General features: G+C 69.6%; 19 protein-coding genes. 15 read left to right on the forward strand and 4 right to left on the reverse strand.

The window, feature by feature from the left end:
- The first annotated feature begins 36 nt into the window (after positions 1 to 36).
- The 14 genes from AC1KAT_RS03780 (at position 37) to AC1KAT_RS03845 (ending at position 11899) form a co-directional block, all read left to right on the forward strand.
- Positions 37 to 399, forward strand: coding sequence for an ArsR/SmtB family transcription factor (locus AC1KAT_RS03780; protein WP_480322929.1), 363 nt, complete (start codon positions 37 to 39; stop codon positions 397 to 399).
- Positions 377 to 865: an SRPBCC family protein gene (locus AC1KAT_RS03785; RefSeq protein WP_480322931.1), complete on the forward strand. Its 489-nt coding sequence runs from the start codon at positions 377 to 379 to the stop codon at positions 863 to 865. Before AC1KAT_RS03780 ends, AC1KAT_RS03785 begins: the two co-directional genes overlap by 23 nt.
- Before the next feature lie 79 nt (positions 866 to 944).
- Positions 945 to 1856: an STM4015 family protein gene (locus tag AC1KAT_RS03790; RefSeq protein WP_480322933.1), complete on the forward strand. Its 912-nt coding sequence runs from the start codon at positions 945 to 947 to the stop codon at positions 1854 to 1856.
- A gap of 20 nt (positions 1857 to 1876) precedes the next feature.
- Positions 1877 to 2962, forward strand: coding sequence for an STM4014 family protein (locus tag AC1KAT_RS03795; protein WP_480322935.1), 1086 nt, complete (start codon positions 1877 to 1879; stop codon positions 2960 to 2962).
- The gene (locus AC1KAT_RS03800) at positions 2959 to 3795 is read left to right on the forward strand and encodes an STM4013/SEN3800 family hydrolase (RefSeq protein WP_480322937.1); all 837 of its coding nucleotides are present in this window, start codon (positions 2959 to 2961) and stop codon (positions 3793 to 3795) included. Before AC1KAT_RS03795 ends, AC1KAT_RS03800 begins: the two co-directional genes overlap by 4 nt.
- Positions 3789 to 5117 carry an STM4012 family radical SAM protein gene (locus tag AC1KAT_RS03805; RefSeq protein ID WP_480322939.1) on the forward strand — a complete coding sequence of 443 codons (1329 nt, stop codon included), beginning with the start codon at positions 3789 to 3791 and terminating at the stop codon, positions 5115 to 5117. The genes AC1KAT_RS03800 and AC1KAT_RS03805 overlap by 7 nt, the downstream gene beginning before the upstream one ends.
- Before the next feature lie 13 nt (positions 5118 to 5130).
- Positions 5131 to 5994: an STM4011 family radical SAM protein gene (locus AC1KAT_RS03810; protein ID WP_480322941.1), complete on the forward strand. Its 864-nt coding sequence runs from the start codon at positions 5131 to 5133 to the stop codon at positions 5992 to 5994.
- 4 nt (positions 5995 to 5998) lie between these two features.
- Entirely contained in the window at positions 5999 to 6535 is a 537-nt protein-coding gene (gene cysC, locus AC1KAT_RS03815; RefSeq protein WP_480322943.1) for an adenylyl-sulfate kinase, read from the forward strand.
- 61 nt (positions 6536 to 6596) lie between these two features.
- Positions 6597 to 7025, forward strand: a complete 429-nt coding sequence (locus AC1KAT_RS03820) for a hypothetical protein (protein WP_480322945.1) — start codon at positions 6597 to 6599, stop codon at positions 7023 to 7025.
- An 84-nt stretch (positions 7026 to 7109) separates the two neighbouring features.
- Positions 7110 to 8450, forward strand: a complete 1341-nt coding sequence (locus AC1KAT_RS03825) for an esterase-like activity of phytase family protein (protein WP_480322947.1) — start codon at positions 7110 to 7112, stop codon at positions 8448 to 8450.
- A 157-nt stretch (positions 8451 to 8607) separates the two neighbouring features.
- Positions 8608 to 9573: a DUF3034 family protein gene (locus AC1KAT_RS03830; RefSeq protein ID WP_480322949.1), complete on the forward strand. Its 966-nt coding sequence runs from the start codon at positions 8608 to 8610 to the stop codon at positions 9571 to 9573.
- 20 nt (positions 9574 to 9593) lie between these two features.
- Positions 9594 to 10055 (forward strand): group I truncated hemoglobin, encoded by a 462-nt coding sequence (locus AC1KAT_RS03835; protein ID WP_480322951.1) that lies wholly within the window; start codon positions 9594 to 9596, stop codon positions 10053 to 10055.
- A complete protein-coding gene (locus AC1KAT_RS03840; RefSeq protein WP_480322953.1) occupies positions 10052 to 10720 on the forward strand; it encodes a cupredoxin domain-containing protein in 669 nt (222 codons plus the stop codon). Before AC1KAT_RS03835 ends, AC1KAT_RS03840 begins: the two co-directional genes overlap by 4 nt.
- Before the next feature lie 33 nt (positions 10721 to 10753).
- On the forward strand, positions 10754 to 11899 hold the full coding sequence (locus tag AC1KAT_RS03845; protein ID WP_480322955.1) for an alpha-hydroxy acid oxidase: 1146 nt from the start codon (positions 10754 to 10756) through the stop codon (positions 11897 to 11899).
- 21 nt (positions 11900 to 11920) lie between these two features.
- Here AC1KAT_RS03845 and AC1KAT_RS03850 read toward each other — a convergent pair whose 3' ends face one another.
- The 4 genes from AC1KAT_RS03850 to AC1KAT_RS03865 form a co-directional block, all read right to left on the reverse strand.
- Complete coding sequence (locus AC1KAT_RS03850) at positions 11921 to 12316, reverse strand: response regulator (protein ID WP_480322957.1); 396 nt, start codon at positions 12314 to 12316, stop codon at positions 11921 to 11923.
- Between the two features lie 113 nt (positions 12317 to 12429).
- The gene (locus AC1KAT_RS03855) at positions 12430 to 13572 is read right to left on the reverse strand and encodes a GGDEF domain-containing protein (RefSeq protein WP_480322959.1); all 1143 of its coding nucleotides are present in this window, start codon (positions 13570 to 13572) and stop codon (positions 12430 to 12432) included.
- 16 nt (positions 13573 to 13588) lie between these two features.
- Entirely contained in the window at positions 13589 to 14827 is a 1239-nt protein-coding gene (locus AC1KAT_RS03860) for a GGDEF domain-containing protein (protein ID WP_480322961.1), read from the reverse strand.
- Between the two features lie 32 nt (positions 14828 to 14859).
- A complete protein-coding gene (locus AC1KAT_RS03865) occupies positions 14860 to 16161 on the reverse strand; it encodes a sensor domain-containing phosphodiesterase (RefSeq protein ID WP_480322963.1) in 1302 nt (433 codons plus the stop codon).
- Between the two features lie 207 nt (positions 16162 to 16368).
- On the opposite strand from AC1KAT_RS03865, the gene AC1KAT_RS03870 reads away from it, so the two are divergent.
- Positions 16369 to 16947: a Spy/CpxP family protein refolding chaperone gene (locus AC1KAT_RS03870; protein ID WP_480322965.1), complete on the forward strand. Its 579-nt coding sequence runs from the start codon at positions 16369 to 16371 to the stop codon at positions 16945 to 16947.
- Positions 16948 to 17052: the final 105 nt, after the last annotated feature.

A 17052-nucleotide genomic window follows, 5' to 3' on the forward strand; every position in this document is an offset into this window, starting at 1 on the left:
TTGCACGGGTTGGCATTTACGCCGATACTTATCTCAATGGCTAACCATCATGTCCGCGTCGCCGAAGTCTTCCACGCGCTCGCCGACCCCACGCGCTGCGCGATCGTGGGGGCGCTGGTGCGCGGGCCCGAGTCGGTGTCCGCGCTGGCCGCGCCCTTCGACATGGCGCTGCCCTCGTTCATGAAGCACCTGTCGGTGCTCGAACGCAGCGGCGTCATCCGCTCGCGCAAGCAAGGCCGGGTGCGCACCTGTGAACTGGTGCCCCAGGCGCTGACGCAGGCCGAAGGCTGGATCGCCAAGCAACGCGCCCTGTGGGAAGCCCGCAGCGACCGCATGGCGCAGTTCGCCGAAAAACTTCACCAACAGGAGCAGACCGATGCCCAACGCACCCGCCCATGAATCGCCCGACGGGGCCGACCTCGTCATCTCGCGCCTGGTGCGCGCCCCACGGGCCACGCTGTGGCGCGCGTGGACCGACCCCGCCTTGCTCGAAGAGTGGTGGTGCCCGAAGCCCTGGACAACCGAGGTGCGCAGCTTCGACCTGCGCGCGGGCGGCGACTTCTACACCTTCATGCGCGGCCCCGACGGCGGCACCAGCGACAACCCCGGCAGCTTCCTCGACGTGCAGCCGCACAGCCGGCTGGTGTTCACCTCGATGCTCACCGGCGGCTGGCGCCCCGCCACCCCGTGGATGCCCTTCACCGCCATCGTCACGATGGCCGACGAAGGCGAAGGCACGCGCTACATCGCCACCGTGATGCACCCCGACCGCGCCACCCGCGACAAGCACGAAGCGATGGGCTTCTACGAAGGCTGGGGCACCTGCATCGACCAGCTCGAAGCCCTCGCGCAAGGCTTGCGCTGAGCCGCCTGCGGGCAGCAACCGCGCTGACACGGCGCTCGCATATCCTCGGCCGTTTCAACCGACGGCCTGGGAGGCCTGCATGACGATCTCGGACCGCACGGAAACGTTCTTCGGCAAGCGCGTGGTGGACTACTCGGGTGGCCCGGTCGCCCTCGACGCCGGCACGGTGCACCGCCTCACGCTCGACTACGACGACAAGCGTTCGATGAGCGAGCTGCTGGCCGAGTACCTCGGGCTCATCGACAAGGGCCAGCTCGAAGCGTTGGTCTTCGGCATGTGGTCCGAACCCTTCGAGAACAGCCCCGACGAGGCCTTCGCCGTGCTGGTCGAGTACGCCTCTGATCTGCCCCGCCTGAAGGCGCTGTTCGTGGGCGACATGACCTACGAAGAGTGCGAGATCTCGTGGATCATCCAGGGCAACTACCAGCCGCTGCTGCAGGCGCTGCCGCAGCTCGAAGTGCTGCAGATTCGCGGCTCGACCTCACTCAAGCTGCCGGCCTTCACACATGCAGGGCTGCGTGAACTGACGCTCGAATGCGGCGGGCTGCCGAAGGACGTGAGCGAAGCGCTGGCGCAGTCCACGCTGCCGGCGCTCGAAAAGCTCGAACTCTGGCTCGGCTCCGACGGCTACGGCTTCGAGGGCGATGTGGACCTCTTCCGCCGCGTCGTCGCGCAACTCAAGACACCGAAGCTTCGCCACCTGGGCCTGCGCAATTCCGAGATCGTCGATGCGCTGGCCGCCTGGCTGGCCGGCGAAGCGTGGGTGGCCTCGCTCGACGTGCTCGACCTGTCGCTGGGCATCCTGAGCGACACGGGCGCCAATGCGCTGCTCGCCAGTCCGCACGTCAAGGCGCTGAAGCGCCTGGACCTATCGCACCACTACGTCTCTGAGCCGGTGCAGCAGAAGCTGCGCGCAGCCATTCCGGGCGTGGTGCTCGATGACGCGCAAGAAGGCGACGAAGACGACCGCTACATCGCGGTCAGCGAATAAGCCCCCGCACGCACGCCGCCATGCAAGCCTGGGTGGTGCTGGGCGTCGCCGACAGCAAGCGCACACGCGGGCTGCTGGCGGCCGCCGCCGCATGCGGCGCGCCCGTGCGCTGCGTCGCCTGGCGCGACTGGCTCGCAAGGCCTGGGGTGCTCGACGAAGCCTTCGACGCGCTGCACGCACCCTGCCGCTTCAAGATCGAACCGCCCGGCGACGACCCGCTGGCGCACCTGCATCTGCTGCACGCGGGCTGCGCGCAGTTCGGCCGTGCACCGGTCGAGGCGCCCGAGCGCGGCGAACTGGTGGCGGCCGACGCGTGGTTCGCCGGCTTCACTCAAGCCCTGCAGCAGCTTGCGCAACAGCTCGAGCGCTGGCCGCAGGTGCGGGTCGTCAACGCGCCCGACGACATCCTCGCGATGACCGACAAGCTTGTCTGCCAGCAGCGCCTGCAAGCGCAGGGCGCGCCGACGCCGCCGCTGCTGGGGCCGGTGCACAGCCACGAACAGCTGATGGACTTGCTCGACGCGCACGGCACCGACCGCGTGTTCGTGAAGGCGCGCTACGGCTCGTCGGCAGCCGGCGTCGTGGCCTACCGGCGCAACCGGCGCGGGCAGCAGCAGGCCACGACCACCGCGCAGTTGCACAGCGATGGCCGCCGGCTCTTCAACGTCAAGCGCATGCGCAGCTACCAGCGGCCCGACGAGGTGCGCCGCGTGATCGACCTCGTGGCCGCGCAAGAGGCGTATGCCGAGGCGTGGATCACCAAACCGCGTTGCGGCAACGGGCACTTCGACCTGCGCGTGCTGAGCTTCGCCGGCCGCGCCGCGCACCGGGTGGCGCGCATCGGCCACCGCCCGATGACCAACCTGCACCTCGACAGCGAACGCGCCGACCCGGCGCACCTGTTGACGCCCGACGAACTGGGCGTGGTGACCGCCACCGTCGAACACGCGGCCCGAGCCTTCGCGCACAGCACCGTGATCGGCTTCGACCTCGTCGCCCACCGGGGCGAAGCCCAGGTGCTCGAAGCCAATGCCTTCGGCGACCTGCTGCCGGGCCTGCTCTGGCAAGGCCGCGACACCTACGCCACGGCGCTGCACCTGCCATGAACGCATCGACCCCATCCTTCGACATGAACCCGCTGGTCGGCACGCACGACCTCGTGTTCATCACGCTCGACACGCTGCGCTACGACGTGGCGCAGACCGCCTTCGAGCGCGGTGAACTGCCCGTGCTCGCTCGCCACCTGCCGCCCGAGGGCTGGGAGCGCCGCCACAGCCCCGGCAGCTTCACCTACGCCGCGCACCACGCCTTCTTCGCCGGCTACCTGCCGACACCCGCGCGGCCAGGCCTGCACCCGCGCCTCTTCGCCACGGCCTTTCGCGGCAGCGAGACCACCGCACGCGGCACCTTCGTGTTCGACGAAGCCTCGTTGCCGCAGGCCCTGTCGGCGCGCGGCTACCGCAGCGTGTGCATCGGCGGCGTGGGCTTCTTCAACCAGCAAAACGCATTGGGCCGTTTGCTGCCCGGCCTGTTCGACGAGGCCCACTGGAACCCCGGCATGGGCGTCGGCCAGCGGCACTCGGCCGAGCGGCAGGTGGCACTGGCCATCGAACGGCTGCGCGACATCACCGGGCGCGTCTTCCTCTTCATCAACGTGGCCGCCTTGCACAGCCCCAACCGCGCGCACCTGCCGGGGCACGACACCGATTCGATCGAGACGCACGCCGCCGCGCTGCGCCATGTGGACGTCGCCCTCGGCCCGCTGTTCGACACACTCGCGCAACGCGCGCCCACCTTCGCCATCGTCTGCTCGGACCACGGCACCGCCTACGGCGACGACGGCTACCAGGGCCACCGCATCGGCCACGACTGCGTGTGGACGGTGCCTTACGCGCAGTTCTTTCTCGGGCGCTCTGTGGAAGGTCGGCCCGCATGCTGAAGACGCTGTCGCTCGCCGAGCTGCTGCGCCACGGGCCCTACCAGGCCTACTCGTACAGCTACCCGCACAAGAGCGCCTACCGGCCGCTTGCGCAAGCGCAATCGCTGGCCGCGCTGTGGGCCACGCAAGACCGCTCGGCCCTCTTCGGCTACGTGCACGTGCCCTTCTGCAGCATGCGTTGCGGCTTCTGCAACCTGTTTGCGATGGCGCGGCCCGACGAGGCGCTGGTCGAGGGCTATGTCGATGCCGTCGTGCGGCAGATGCAGGCGATGGATGAGGTGCTGGGCACGCGCCGCTTCGCGCGGTTTGCGCTGGGCGGCGGCACACCGACCTATCTGTCGGCCGCGCAGCTCGAACGCCTCTACCTCGCAGCCGAACGCGTGCTGGGCGTCGACCTGCACGGCACGCCCTCGGGCATCGAGGTCTCGCCCGAGACCGTCACCGCGGACAAGCTGGCCGTGTGCCGCGCGATGGGTGTGCAGCGCGTGAGCATGGGCATCCAGAGCTTCTCGGCGCACGAGGTTCGCGCGCTGGCCCGGCCGCAGCAGAACGAGGTGGTCACGGCCGCCATCGCGCAGATTCGCGAGGCCGGCTTCGCGGTGATGAACCTCGACCTGATCTACGGCATCGAGGGGCAGACGGTGGCGAGCTGGCTCGCGTCGCTCGACAGCGCGTTGGCGTTCGCTCCCGAAGAGCTGTACCTCTACCCGCTCTACGTGCGCGAGCAGACGGGCCTGGGCAAGCTCGCCATCCGCCAGGCCGCGCCCACCGCCGATGCGCGCCACGTGCTGTACGAAGCCGCCCGCGAGCGGCTGCTCGCCGCCGGCTACCGGCAGGTGTCGATGCGCATGTTTCGCGCGCCGCATGCGCCGGCCGACGACGGCCCCGTCTATTGCTGCCAGAACGACGGCATGGTCGGCCTGGGCGCGGGCGCGCGCTCGTACACGTCAAGGCTGCACTACTCGACCCACTACGCGGTCGAGCGCCGCGCCACGCGCGACATCGTCGAAGCCTTCATCGCGCACGAGCACGCGGCGTTTGCGCAAGCCACCTACGGCTTCGAACTCGATGGCGACGAACAGCGCCGGCGCTTCGTCATCCAATCGCTGCTGACCGAGCCGGGCCTGTCGCACACCGCCTACCGGCAGCGCTTCGGGTCGCAGGCCCTCGACGACCTGCCGCAACTGGCCGAACTCACCGCGCTCGAACTCGCCACCGACGACGGCGAGCTGCTGCAGCTGAATGCACGCGGCGTGTCGTTCGCCGACACGGTGGGCCCGTGGCTGGCCTCGCCGCGCGTGCGGCGGTTGTCGGGCGAATGACGCGGCGCGGCGCATGCTGACCCTGCTGTACCGCGGCAGCCTCACCAGCTGCAACTACGCCTGCGGCTACTGCCCCTTCGCCAAGCGGCGCGACACCCGCGCGACGCTGGCCCGCGACGCGGTCGAGGTGCAGCGCTTCGTCGGCTGGGTCGCATCGCAATCGCGGCCGATGCGCGTGCTGTTCACGCCCTGGGGCGAGGCGCTGGTGCGCCGCCACTACCGCGAGGCGATGCTCGCGCTCGCGCGGCTGCCGCAGCTGTCGCAGGTGGCCATCCAGACCAACCTCGCCGGGCCGCTGGCGTGGCTGGCCGACGCGCCGGCCGGCAAGCTGTCGCTGTGGTGCACCTACCACCCCGACCAGACGACGCTGGCGCGCTTCAACGACCGCGTGCAGCGCCTGCACACGCTGGGCGTGCGGCACTCGGTCGGCGTAGTCGCCAAGCGCGAGCACCGCGAGGCCATCCGCGAATTGAAGGCCGCGCTGCCCGCCGGCACGCCGCTGTGGCTCAACGCCTACGACCGGCGCGGCCCCGGCTACTACACGCCCGAGGACCTGGCCTGGATGGAATCGCTCGACCCCTGGTTCGCGCACAACCACGCGCCGAAGCCCTCGCGCGGGGCCGCGTGCCGCGCGGGGTCGGAGGCCTTGGCCGTCGATGGCGCGGGCGAGGTGCAGCGCTGCCATTTCATCCCCACGCGGCTGGGCAACCTCTACACCGACACGCTCGACGACATACTGCGCGAGCGCCCCTGCAGCCGCCTGCGCTGCGAGTGCTTCATCGGCTACGCGCACCGGCGCGACCTGGGCATCCACGAAGCCTTCGGCGACGGCGTGCTGGCGCGCATCCCGCTCGCGGCCATCGGCATGAAGGCGTGACGCCATGACCGGCCCCGGCTGCGTGCTGTGGTTCACCGGACTGTCGGGCGCGGGCAAGACCACGCTGGCCCGCACCGTCGAAGCCCGCCTGCGCGAACAGGGCCTGCGGCCCGCCCTGCTCGACGGCGACGCCCTGCGCCACACGCTCCACCGCGACCTCGGCTTCAGCGCCGCCGACCGCAGCGAGCACGTGCGCCGCGTGGCCGACATGGCCTGGCACCAGGCCGAGGCCGGTCTCACCCCCCTGGTCGCGCTGATCTCACCCTTTCGCGCCGACCGCGACGCCGCCCGGGCCCGCTTCGCCCCCGGCCGCTTCTTCGAGATCCACGTGGACACCCCGCTCGCCGTGTGCGAAGCCCGCGACCCCAAGGGCTTGTACCGCCGCGCCCGACAAGGCGAACTGCCCGAGTTCACCGGCATCGGCTCGCCGTTCGAGGCGCCCTTGCGGCCGGAGCTGCGGATGGATGGGGCAGTCCACACCGTCGAGGCCCTGGCCGCGTCGGTGCTGCACATGCTCCGCGCGAGCGACGTGCTGGGTTGAGTCCTTGCTACGGACACGCCCTCACGGCGAGCCCCATTGAAGAGCCACGCGCCTCAACGCCATGAACCTGCACATCCTGCGCCGCGGACTGTCCAACACCTACCTCCTCGCGGGCTTGTCACTCGTCTACCTTGGCCTGTTTGGCTTGTCTCGCTTCATCACCTATCGCACCCATTGCTGCGAAGACCCCTTGATGGGTTTCGACAACGGCATGTACCCGTTCGTCTGGGGATGCGTCGCACTTCTGGCCGGGTTCACCGGTCGCCTTCACCAACGCGTGCCGGCGCTTCTGGCGGCGGCCCTGCCGGCCATGGCGGTGCTGGCGTGGATGCGGGCGCGAGTCCCCGCCCCACCCGGCACTGGCGAAGCGTTGTTTCCTGACGCGGGCTTGCTGGATGTCTTGATCGGCGTCAGCGTGGTGCTGTGCCTCTTGGCTGTCGCCGACCTGGCCCTTCGGCGATGGATGGATCGGCGCGCCCACGTGCGCTGACGTCACGCCCCCGACACGACCGCTCCGAAGAATCCAGCCGCCGGCGAAGCGCTCGCTGGCCCTGCCACTTTCTTCGGAGCCCCCATGCCTCTCACCTTCGCACCGCGTGCGCTCGCCGCCGCCACGGCCCTGCTCTGCGCCGCATTCACCCTCACCGCCCAGGCCAAGGGCGAGCACGATCATCCGCAACGGGTGACGGCGCCCACGCTGATCGGCTGGGCCACGATGCCTGCCGCTACGTTTGCCGACGGCCCGACCTCGGGCCAGTTCGCCAATGCCAACCCCTACGGCACGAACCTGCCCCCGTATGCCAACCGGCAGCCCGTGCAGGGCTTCTCGGGCGTGCTGCCAGGCCCGCGCCCGAATGTCTTTCACTTCCTGGTGGACAACGGCTTCGGCGGCAAGGCCAACTCGGCCGACGCGACGCTGCGCATGTACACCGTGGCCATCGACTTTCGCAGCCACAAAGGCGGCACCGGCACCGTGGCCCCGGCCGACTGGCGCCATGGCCGCACACGCGACAGCTTCGACGCACGCACGCGCCTGTCGCTCAACGATGCGCGCGGTGTGATCGGCATCCCGGTGCAGGCCGACTACACGCACTACTACAACAACCCGACCCACCCGCCGGTCGATGCAGCCATTCGCGCGGGCCGCCTGTTGACCGGGGCCGACCTCGACATCGAGTCGGTGCGCCGCGACAAGAACGGCCATTACTGGTTCGGCGACGAGTTCGGCCCCTACCTCGTGAAGACCGATGCGAACGGCACCGTGCTGCGCGCGGCCATCCCGCTGCCCGGCGTGTACGCCCCCGAGCACCGCGACGTGCTCGAAGGCCGCGCCACCGCCAACCTGGGCGGCTCGGGCGGCTTCGAAGGCATGGCGATCAACCCGGCCGGCACGCGCCTGTACACCCTGCTTGAGAAAACCGTCGCCGGCGATGCGGCCAAGACGCTGCGCATCCACGAGTTCGACATCGCCTCAGAGGCCTACACCGGCGTGCAGTACGTCTACCCGCTGGAGGCCGCCGGCACCGCCATCGGCGACATGACGGCCATCGACGAGCACCGCTTCATCGTCATCGAGCGCAACGGCGCCACGGCCACCAGCGGCACGCCGTTCAAGAAGCTGTTCCTGATCGACTTCGAAGGCCTGGGCAACGGCGCCACGGTGCACAAGACCGAACTCGTGGACCTGATGGCCATCGCCGACCCGCACGACCTCAACCGTGACGGCTCGGCCACGTTCACGCTGCCGTACACGACCATCGAAGACGTGCTGGTGCTCGACCGCGACACGCTGCTGGTCGTCAACGACAACAACTTCCCGTATGGCGGCGGGCGTGAACTGGCCTCGGACAACACCGAGTTCATCCGCATCGCGCTGCCGCAGAAGCTGCGCTGCAAGCGCTGCGACGGGCGCTGACGCCATCGCTTCGGGCCTGCAACCGGGGTCCGAAGCGTGACGAATGCCGCAGGCCGTGCCACGGCGTGCGGCATGGCGCGACATCACAGGGGCTGTTGCATCCAATCCTCGCCCGGCGGCGTACAACCCGTCGGACGTGTTCAAGCGAGGAGTTCCCATGCACCCCACCCCCGTACCGGCTGTGACCGGCACCCCATCGAGTGGCCGGTCCCTGGCGCTTTCATCGGGCCTGCTGGCCCTGGCCCTGATGGCCGCCTCGGCCCCCGCCCCGGCCCAGGCGCGACACAGCAACAGCAAGCTGCTGCTGACCGGGGGCGTGAGCAGCATCGACGGCGCGGCCGGCGGCGGCCTCACGCCCTGGGCCGTGACCGGCGGCTACGCCACGGTGGGCGAAGTCGGCGGCACCGCCTTCGCCACGCGCGTTCGCACGAAGGACTACGCCGTCAGCGTGTTCGGCGCGGCCGCCAGCTACGGCGAGCGCATCGAGCTGTCGCTGGCCCGGCAAGACTTCGACGCCAACAGCCGGCTCGCGCCCCTGAGCCCGGCGCTCAACGGGCTGCGAATCAAACAAGACATCGTCGGCGTGAAGCTGCGCGTGGCCGGCGACGCGGTGCTCGACAGCGACACCTGGATGCCGCAGGTCGCCGTGGGCCTCGAACACAAGCGGGTGGATGCGGGCGCGCTGGAGCCGACCCTGGTCGCCCTGGGCGCCAAAGACAGCGGCACCGACCTCTACGTCAGCGCGACCAAGCTCTTTCTCGCGCAGGGGGTGCTCGTCAACGCCACGTTGCGCGCCACGCAAGGCAACCAGAACGGGCTGCTGGGCTTCGGCGGCACCGGCAAGTCGGGCCATCGGCTGATGCCGGAGCTGTCGGTCGCGTGGCTCTTGAACCGGCACGTGGCGATCGGCGCCGAGTACCGCGCCAAGCCCGACAACCTGAGCTTCCCCACCCCGGCCGGCAACGGCCTGCAAGAAGACGACTGGAAAGACCTGTTCATCGCCTGGGCGCCCAACAAGCACCTGTCGCTGACGCTGGCCTATGTGGACCTCGGCCGCATCGCGCCGGCCCTGGTGCCACGCAAGCAGACCGGCACCTACCTCTCGGCCCAGTTCGCCTTCTGACCCGCTCGGAGACACCCGCCATGAAAGCCCATCGATCCCTCGTTCCTGTGCTGGCCGCGCTCTTCGCCAGCACCTGCCTCGCCCTCGCCCCCGCGCAGGCCCAGCCCACAGCGTCCGCCGCCGGCGACGCGCTCTACCAACAGCTCGGCGCGCAGCCCGGCCTGGTCAAGCTGATGGACGACTTCGTCGCCCGCCTGCTGGCCGACCGCCGCATGAACCCGTTTTTCAAGGACGTGGACGCCACGCACCTGAAGGCCCAGCTCGTGGCGCAGTTCTGCGAGGTCTCGGGCGGCCCCTGCAAGCTCAAGGGCCCCGACATGAAGAAGGCCCACGCCGGCATGGACATCACCAAAGGCGACTTCAACGCCCTGGTCGAGGTGCTGCAAGACAGCATGAGCGCACAAGGCATTCCGTTCAGCACGCAGAATCGCCTGCTCGCCCAACTGGCCCCGATGCACCGCGACATCATCAACACGCCATGACACCTCTGCACACCCTCATCGGCCGCGCGCTCGTGGCCTCAGCCTGCGCTGGCTGGGCGACGTTCGCGTCGGCCGGCTCGGTGCAGGTCACCGTGACCGACAAGGACGGCAAGCCCGTGCCCCACGTGGCCGTGCTGGTCACGCCCAAGGCGCGGGCCGAGGCGCCGCCGCTGTCTGCCACGCCCACCGTCATCGCACAAGAGGGCCTGCAGTTCGTGCCCTTCCTGAGCGTGGTGCGCACCGGCAGCACGCTGCGCTTCGTCAACCGCGACTCGTACGACCACCACGTGCGCTCGCTGCCTGGCGGGCCGCTGGGCAGCATCGCCCCGGCCAAGAACTTCGAGCTGCGCATCGCCGGCGCCGAAGGCCGCGTCGAACGCAGCTCCGACGTGCTGACCGACAAGGCCGGTGTCATCGCCCTGGGCTGCCACATCCACGGCTCGATGCGCGGCCACGTGCTGGTCGTGGACACACCCTGGTTCGCCAAGACCAACGCCAACGGCCAAGCCAGCGTCGAAGGCCTGCCCGAAGGCGCCGCCGAGCTGCGCCTGTGGCACCCCGACCAGTTGACCGAACAGACCGGCCAGACCGTCACCCTCGGCCCGGCGCCCGTGCAGGCGGTCGGGCAGTTGAACTTCACGCCCAAGCGGCGACGCGGCATGTGATCGCGCGCGGGGCCCGGCGCGATACTTCGCCCCATGGCCCCGCCCCCGATCACCTGCATCGACGACCTGCGCCGCCTGGCGCAGCGCCGCGTGCCGCGCATGTTCTACGACTACGCGGACGCCGGCTCGTGGACCGAGTCCACCTACCGCGCCAACAAGGCCGACCTGCAGGCCATCAAGCTGCGCCAGCGCGTGGCCATCGACATCTCGCGGCGCAGCCTGCGCAGCACGATGGTGGGTGAAGACGTGGCCATGCCGGTCGCGCTGGCCCCGACCGGCTTGACGGGCATGCAGCACGCCGATGGCGAGATCCTCGCGGCACGGGCGGCCGAGCGCTTCGGCGTGCCCTTCACGCTGTCCACGATGAGCATCTGCTCGATCGAAGACGTGGCCGCGCACACCTCGCGGCCGTTCTGGTTCCAGGTGTACGTGATGAAAGACCGCGGCTTCGTCGAACGCCTGATCGAACGCGCCCGTGCCGCACGCTGCAGCGCCCTGGTGGTGACGCTCGACCTGCAGGTGCTCGGCCAACGCCACAAAGACGTGCGCAACGGCCTGAGCGTGCGCCCGCGCCTCACGCCGGCCATGCTGGCGCACCTGGTGACCAAGCCGCGCTGGTGCCTGGGCATGCTGGGCACGAAGCGGCGCGGCTTCGGCAACATCGTCGGCCACGTGGGCGGCGTGACCGACATGTCGTCGCTCGCGTCGTGGACGGCCGAGCAGTTCGACCCGGCCCTCAGTTGGGCCGATGTTGAATGGATCAAGTCGCGCTGGGGCGGCAAGCTGATCCTCAAAGGCGTGATGGACCCCGAAGACGCGCGCCGCGCCGCCGATTGCGGCGCCGATGCGCTGGTGGTGTCGAACCACGGTGGGCGCCAGCTCGACGGGGCGCCGAGTTCGATCGCCGCGCTGCCGGCCATCGCGGCAGCGGTGGGCGCGCGCACCGAGGTGTGGCTGGACGGCGGCGTGCGCTCGGGCCAGGACGTGCTCAAGGCGTTGGCCCTCGGCGCACGCGGGGTGATGATCGGCCGGGCCTTTCTCTACGGGCTGGGCGCGATGGGCGAAGCGGGCGTCACGCGCTGCCTCGAACTGATCCGCCACGAACTCGACGTGACGATGGGCTTTTGCGGCAAGACCGACGTGCGTGCGGTCGATGGCTCGGTGATCTGGCGGCCCTGACTGAGCCGGGGCCCCGCCGCTTCAGTGCGGCGCGGAGCCCAGCACGCTGTCGATCATCTGCCGCATCTGCGCGCCCTCGATGGGCTTGGGCAGGATCATGTCGAAACCGGAGTCGAGCGCGTTCGCACGTTCGGTCGGATGCGTGAAGCCGGTCAGGGCGATGAGCCGCAGTTTTTGCTGGCTACTTTGCCGATTGAGCCGCAGGGTGCGGGCGGCGGTCAACCCGTCCATCACCGGCATGTTGATGTCGAGGATGATGAGCGCGGGATCGAACTCTTCGGCCACACGAAGCGCTTCCTCACCGTTGTAGGCCGTGCGCACCTCGTAGCCCGAGCAGCCGAGCAGCATGGCGAGGCTGTCGGCGGCGTCGATGTTGTCATCGACGACCAGGATGCGGGGTGGGGTGTCTGCGCTCATGGGTGGGGTTCCTCGCAATCAGGCCGGCAATCGGCATGCCTGGACGACCCGGGGCGGGCGGCGGAGTTCCGCGCGGCCGCCTCAGCGGTGTCGCCGGGGCGCCGAGCGGCCGGTCAGGCCAGACGCGTGCAGTCGCGCCCGTCGCCCTTGGCGCGGTAGAGCGCGGCGTCGGCCCGGTTGATCAGGGCTTCGATGGCCTCGCCGGCCTGGTAGGTGGCCACCCCGCACGAGAACGTGACGGCGAAATCGGGCGCGACGCGGCTCCAATCGATCACCTTCAAGGCGTCGCGCACGCGTTCGATGGGAATGGTGGCGGTCTCGGACGGCGTGTCCACCAGGATCATCAGAAACTCTTCGCCGCCATAGCGGCCGACGCGGTCGGTCTTGCGGGTGACGCTTCGCAGCTCGCGGGCGAAAGTCTTGAGGGTCTCGTCGCCCGCCTGGTGGCCCAGCGTGTCGTTGACGCGCTTGAAGTGGTCGAGGTCGAGGATGGCCACCGACAGCGGCGTGCCGTGCCGCGCGCTGCGCTGGCGCTCCTGCTCCAGCAGGGTCATCAGGCTGCGGCGGTTGAGCAGGCCGGTCAGCTCGTCGTGGTGGGCGAGCTGCTCGACCTTGCGCGTCAGCTCGGCCAGTTCGGCGCTGCGCCGCTTCAGCATCGAGGTCATCGTGCTGTTGTAGGTGCCCATCCAGATGCAGCGCCACAGCGTCAGCGCAAAGAAGCCCCAGGCCAGCGCCTGCTCGCCCCAACGGTCGTTGGGCACGTGCAAGACGGACCCGCTGAAGTACAGCACCGCGCCCGCCGTCAGGCTGGCCACCAGCCACGCGGTGGTGGCCATCTTGACGGGCGCTCGCAGCGACATCGAGATGTAGACGATGAAGAGGATCAACGCGAACATGAAGGTCAGCTCGGGCACCAGCCACATTGCCACGAGCTGCACGGCCGAATTCGACGCCCACCAGAACATGGTGAGGTCGGGGTCCTTGAAGCGGTAGGTCCAGCCGGTGCGGCGCAGGGCGACCCAGAAAGCGCACACCGACCAGCCCGCCAGCGTGTAGGCCACGGCGGGCTTCCAGCCCACCGTGCCCAGCCCCCAGAAGGCCAGCATTGCCAGGCCATCGACGGCGTAGCTGAAGGCGATCAGCAACTGGTTGCGGTAGTAGTGCGCTTCGAGCTTGGCCCGGCGGATCTGCTCGTCCCCGTGCAGTTGCGGGGCCACGAACGGCATTTCGCCGCCACCGCCGGCGGGCGTCGTCACGGGCGCGGGCCCGCCGTCAGCCGGCCCGGGTGCAGTTGCGGCCTGCATGCTTGGCTCCGTACAAGCCCTCGTCGGCGCGCGCGAGCAGTTGCTCGGTGCTTTCGCCAGGGCGATAGGTGGCGATACCCGCCGAGAAGGTGACGCCGATGCCTGGGGCGACCGTGCCCCAGTCCACCCGCGACAGCCCGGTGCGGATGCGCTCGACGGCGATCTCGGCCTTCTCGAGGTCGGTGTCGGTGAACACCATCAAGAACTCTTCGCCGCCGTAGCGGCCGAAGCGGTCGGTCGCGCGGGTGAGCTTTTGCACCTCTTGGGCGAAGAGCCGCAGGGCCCGGTCGCCGGCCAAGTGGCCGAAGGTGTCGTTGAGCATCTTGAAGTGGTCGAGGTCGAAGATGGCGACGCTGGTCGGCGAGCCGCCACGGTCGGTGCGGGCACGTTCGTCGCCGACGATGTGCACGAGGCTGCGGCGGTTGAGCACGCCGGTGAGCTCGTCGTACTTGGCCAGGCGCTCGATCTGCGCGAGCGTTTCGGCCATCTGCTGGCTGCGCTGCTTGAGCAGCTGCGTGTTCATCATGTTGATGACGCTCAGCAGCACGCAGCGGCCGAGCATGATCGTCAGCGTGAGCCAGGTCGCAAAGCGCTCGAAAGGCGTTTCGAACGGGATGTGCAGCATGTGACCAGGCGTCAGGGTGGCCAGTGCGACGAAAACCGTGGTCACCGCCCAGACGATGTGGCTGGACCGCTTGGCCACGCGGTACGTCGCGGTGAGGAAGGTGGCAAACAGGAAGAGCGCATAGATGAAGCTCAGCGCCGGAAAGAGCACCATGCCCACCACGCACAACGCCAGCGCGGTGGTCGAGTGCAGCAGCGCCATGCTCGGGTCTTTGAAGCGCTCGGAGCGGCGGGTGGCGATCATCCACGCGGCGAAGGCTTCGACGATCCAGCCTGGCACCGCATACGCGAGTCCGGCCGACCAGTGCGCCGTGCCGGCCCACGAAAACATGCCGATGCACAGGCCGTTGACGAGGTAGCTGAAGGCAATGATGCGCGACTCGCGCAGCCAGTCCTTGCGGCGCCGGGCGGCGCGCTCGGCCGAGGCCTTCTCGGTCAGCGCGGCGGTGGCTTCGTCGCCATCGCCACCCACGGCCGGCGGCTCGATCGCCGGCGGCTCGTCACGGCGCCGACGAAACGGCAGCACGTTGCCGGCCGCGCTGGGGGTGGGCGAGGCTGCAGTCGGCTGGGTGGCGGGTTTCATGGCGGGCGTGTTCTGGCAGCGGGCAAGTCGACTCAGTCGTCCAGCGAATCGTTTTCACACCAGCGCATGTCGCCACAGACGACCCGCAGCTGCTGCTGGCCGCTCTCGGTGTGATGGAACGCAAACGACACCGTCACGCAGGTGTGGTTGCCGTGCAGTGTGCGGTAAGGCCGCGTGATTTGCACCTTGCCGACGTGTTCGACCGCGCGTCGAAAGTACGGGCGGCGGGCCCAGCAGGCGCCTTCGGTGGCCCGCAGCGGCGCGTAGGCCCCGAGCCTGCCGCGGTGGGCCTCGTCTTCAGGCCACACGTGTTCGCCGATCTGGTAGCCGGCCGCGTCGAGCACGTAGCACAGCTCGGCCTGCGGCAGCTGCAGGAAGGACTGGCAGGCGGCGTTCACGCCGTGGCCGGTTTCCATCAGCACCCCGGCGTGGCCGATGGCGTTCTGGTACGGCGCGAGGCGGTCGCGATGCTCCAGGCGGTGGCGCGCGCGCAACTCGCCCAGGCGGTCGTACAGGTTGGTCAGTTGCTCGGGCGCGTGGCCCGTGGGCATGGGCAGGGGCTGCGGGCGGCCGAAGTAGTAGCCCTGCACCATGTCGGCATCGGCCTCCATCGCGAGCAGGGCTTCGTCTTGCGTCTCGACACCTTCCATCAGCACCATCGCGCCGCACTCGTGCAGCAGCGACACCATCTGCGACACCACCCGGCGCGCGCGGCGTTCCTTGGCGGCCCGCGCCACCAGGCTGCGGTCGAGCTTGACGATGTCGGGCTGCAGGCGCCACACACGGTCGAAGTTGGAATGGCCCGCACCGAAATCGTCGATGGCGATCAGCGCGCCCTGCTCACGCACGATGTGCATCGAGTCTTCGAAGGCCTGTACATCGGTCATCTCGTTCTCGACCACCTCCAGCACGAGCTGGTCGCCGCGAACGCCAAAGTGCCCAAGCACCTCGCGCATGTAGCCGGCGCCATCGGGGCGCAGGGCGAGCAGTTGGTGGACCTGCGGGTGCACGTTCAGGAAGAGCCACTGCGCCGGCAGGGCATGCGCGCTGAAGTTGCTCAGGTGCAGCACGCGGCTCAGGCTGTCGCACCAGGCCAGTTCTTTCTGGCTCGTCGCAGCCCCGAACACGTCCAGCGGCGACACGAAGCCGCCCTCGGCATCGTGCGCGCGCAGCAGGGCCTCGTGCCCCACCACCCGGCCATGCGAAAGGCTGTAAATGGGCTGGAAGTGACTCGACAGCCGCCACGGGTTCAAACGCGCCCGGGTTTGGCCCGGCCCGCCCGCGACATCGAGCGAAGCCAGCAAGTTGGTAAGGCGGCGGGTCTGGGTCAGCATGAAACCTCGGGGGCAGGCAATCCTCGCCCGGCGCAAAAAGGGCGTCTGCCCGGATATCGACGCCCCCTGGCAAAGCTTGAAAGCTTTTTCGGCAGCTGTGCATTGCGGCGTGGTTCACACATCTTTACCCCCCGTGCAGAAGGCGTTCACGCACCGAGCCGACCATGCCTTCATGGGCAATCGGCCCTTGACTGAAGGAGAGTGACGATGACGAAGGCAAGCACTGACATCTCGGCTGCACAAGGCAGCTTCATGGGCTGGAAGCGGGTGGTCGGCGGCATGCTGCTGGCCGTGTCGGCCGGCGTGGCGATGACCGCCTGGGCCGCGGCCCCCGGTGGCCACCACGGGCATGGCCCCGGCATGGGCTTCATGGCCGGCGACCCGGCCCGCATCGACAAGGGGGTGGACCGCATGCTGGCAGGCGTGAACGCGACCGAAGCGCAGCGCACGCAGATCAAGCAGATCGTGCGCGCAGCCGCCGCCGACTTGAAGGGCCAGCGCGACACCGCCCGGCAGCTTCGCGAGCAGGCCGCGCAGCTGTTCACCGCGCCCACGGTCGATGCGAACGCCGTCGAGGCGCTGCGCCAGCAGATGGTGGCGCAGCACGACCAGTCGAGCCGTCGCATGTCGCAGGCGCTGGTCGAGATCAGCCGCGTGCTGAGCCCCGAGCAGCGCCAGCAGCTCGCCGCGCAGATGAAGAAGCGCGTCGAACGCATGCGCGACCGGCACCACGGCCCGCGCGGCGAGGCCCGCCCCGGCAGCACCCCGCCGCCGGTGACGCAGTGACCGGCCCGGCCGGCATGACGCCCCCAAAGACTGTGGTCTGATCGGGCCCGCGGCTTGCGCCGCGGGCTTCGTGCCGTTCTCGCCGGGCCGCCTCACGCGCCCTCG

It is taken from the genome of Piscinibacter sp. PDB5-1, assembly GCF_056676035.1.

Bases quoted from the DNA above. Each gene is read 5' to 3' on its own strand.
- AC1KAT_RS03780 (WP_480322929.1), top strand. From the start codon at position 37: ATGGCTAACCATCATGTCCGCGTCGCCGAAGTCTTCCACGCGCTCGCC.
- AC1KAT_RS03785 (WP_480322931.1), top strand. From the start codon at position 377: ATGCCCAACGCACCCGCCCATGAATCGCCCGACGGGGCCGACCTCGTC.
- AC1KAT_RS03790 (WP_480322933.1), top strand. From the start codon at position 945: ATGACGATCTCGGACCGCACGGAAACGTTCTTCGGCAAGCGCGTGGTG.
- AC1KAT_RS03795 (WP_480322935.1), top strand. From the start codon at position 1,877: ATGCAAGCCTGGGTGGTGCTGGGCGTCGCCGACAGCAAGCGCACACGC.
- AC1KAT_RS03800 (WP_480322937.1), top strand. From the start codon at position 2,959: ATGAACGCATCGACCCCATCCTTCGACATGAACCCGCTGGTCGGCACG.
- AC1KAT_RS03805 (WP_480322939.1), top strand. From the start codon at position 3,789: ATGCTGAAGACGCTGTCGCTCGCCGAGCTGCTGCGCCACGGGCCCTAC.
- AC1KAT_RS03810 (WP_480322941.1), top strand. From the start codon at position 5,131: ATGCTGACCCTGCTGTACCGCGGCAGCCTCACCAGCTGCAACTACGCC.
- cysC (WP_480322943.1), top strand. From the start codon at position 5,999: ATGACCGGCCCCGGCTGCGTGCTGTGGTTCACCGGACTGTCGGGCGCG.
- AC1KAT_RS03820 (WP_480322945.1), top strand. From the start codon at position 6,597: ATGAACCTGCACATCCTGCGCCGCGGACTGTCCAACACCTACCTCCTC.
- AC1KAT_RS03825 (WP_480322947.1), top strand. From the start codon at position 7,110: ATGCCTCTCACCTTCGCACCGCGTGCGCTCGCCGCCGCCACGGCCCTG.
- AC1KAT_RS03830 (WP_480322949.1), top strand. From the start codon at position 8,608: ATGCACCCCACCCCCGTACCGGCTGTGACCGGCACCCCATCGAGTGGC.
- AC1KAT_RS03835 (WP_480322951.1), top strand. From the start codon at position 9,594: ATGAAAGCCCATCGATCCCTCGTTCCTGTGCTGGCCGCGCTCTTCGCC.
- AC1KAT_RS03840 (WP_480322953.1), top strand. From the start codon at position 10,052: ATGACACCTCTGCACACCCTCATCGGCCGCGCGCTCGTGGCCTCAGCC.
- AC1KAT_RS03845 (WP_480322955.1), top strand. From the start codon at position 10,754: ATGGCCCCGCCCCCGATCACCTGCATCGACGACCTGCGCCGCCTGGCG.
- AC1KAT_RS03850 (WP_480322957.1), bottom strand. From the start codon at position 12,316: ATGAGCGCAGACACCCCACCCCGCATCCTGGTCGTCGATGACAACATC.
- AC1KAT_RS03860 (WP_480322961.1), bottom strand. From the start codon at position 14,827: ATGAAACCCGCCACCCAGCCGACTGCAGCCTCGCCCACCCCCAGCGCG.
- AC1KAT_RS03865 (WP_480322963.1), bottom strand. From the start codon at position 16,161: ATGCTGACCCAGACCCGCCGCCTTACCAACTTGCTGGCTTCGCTCGAT.
- AC1KAT_RS03870 (WP_480322965.1), top strand. From the start codon at position 16,369: ATGACGAAGGCAAGCACTGACATCTCGGCTGCACAAGGCAGCTTCATG.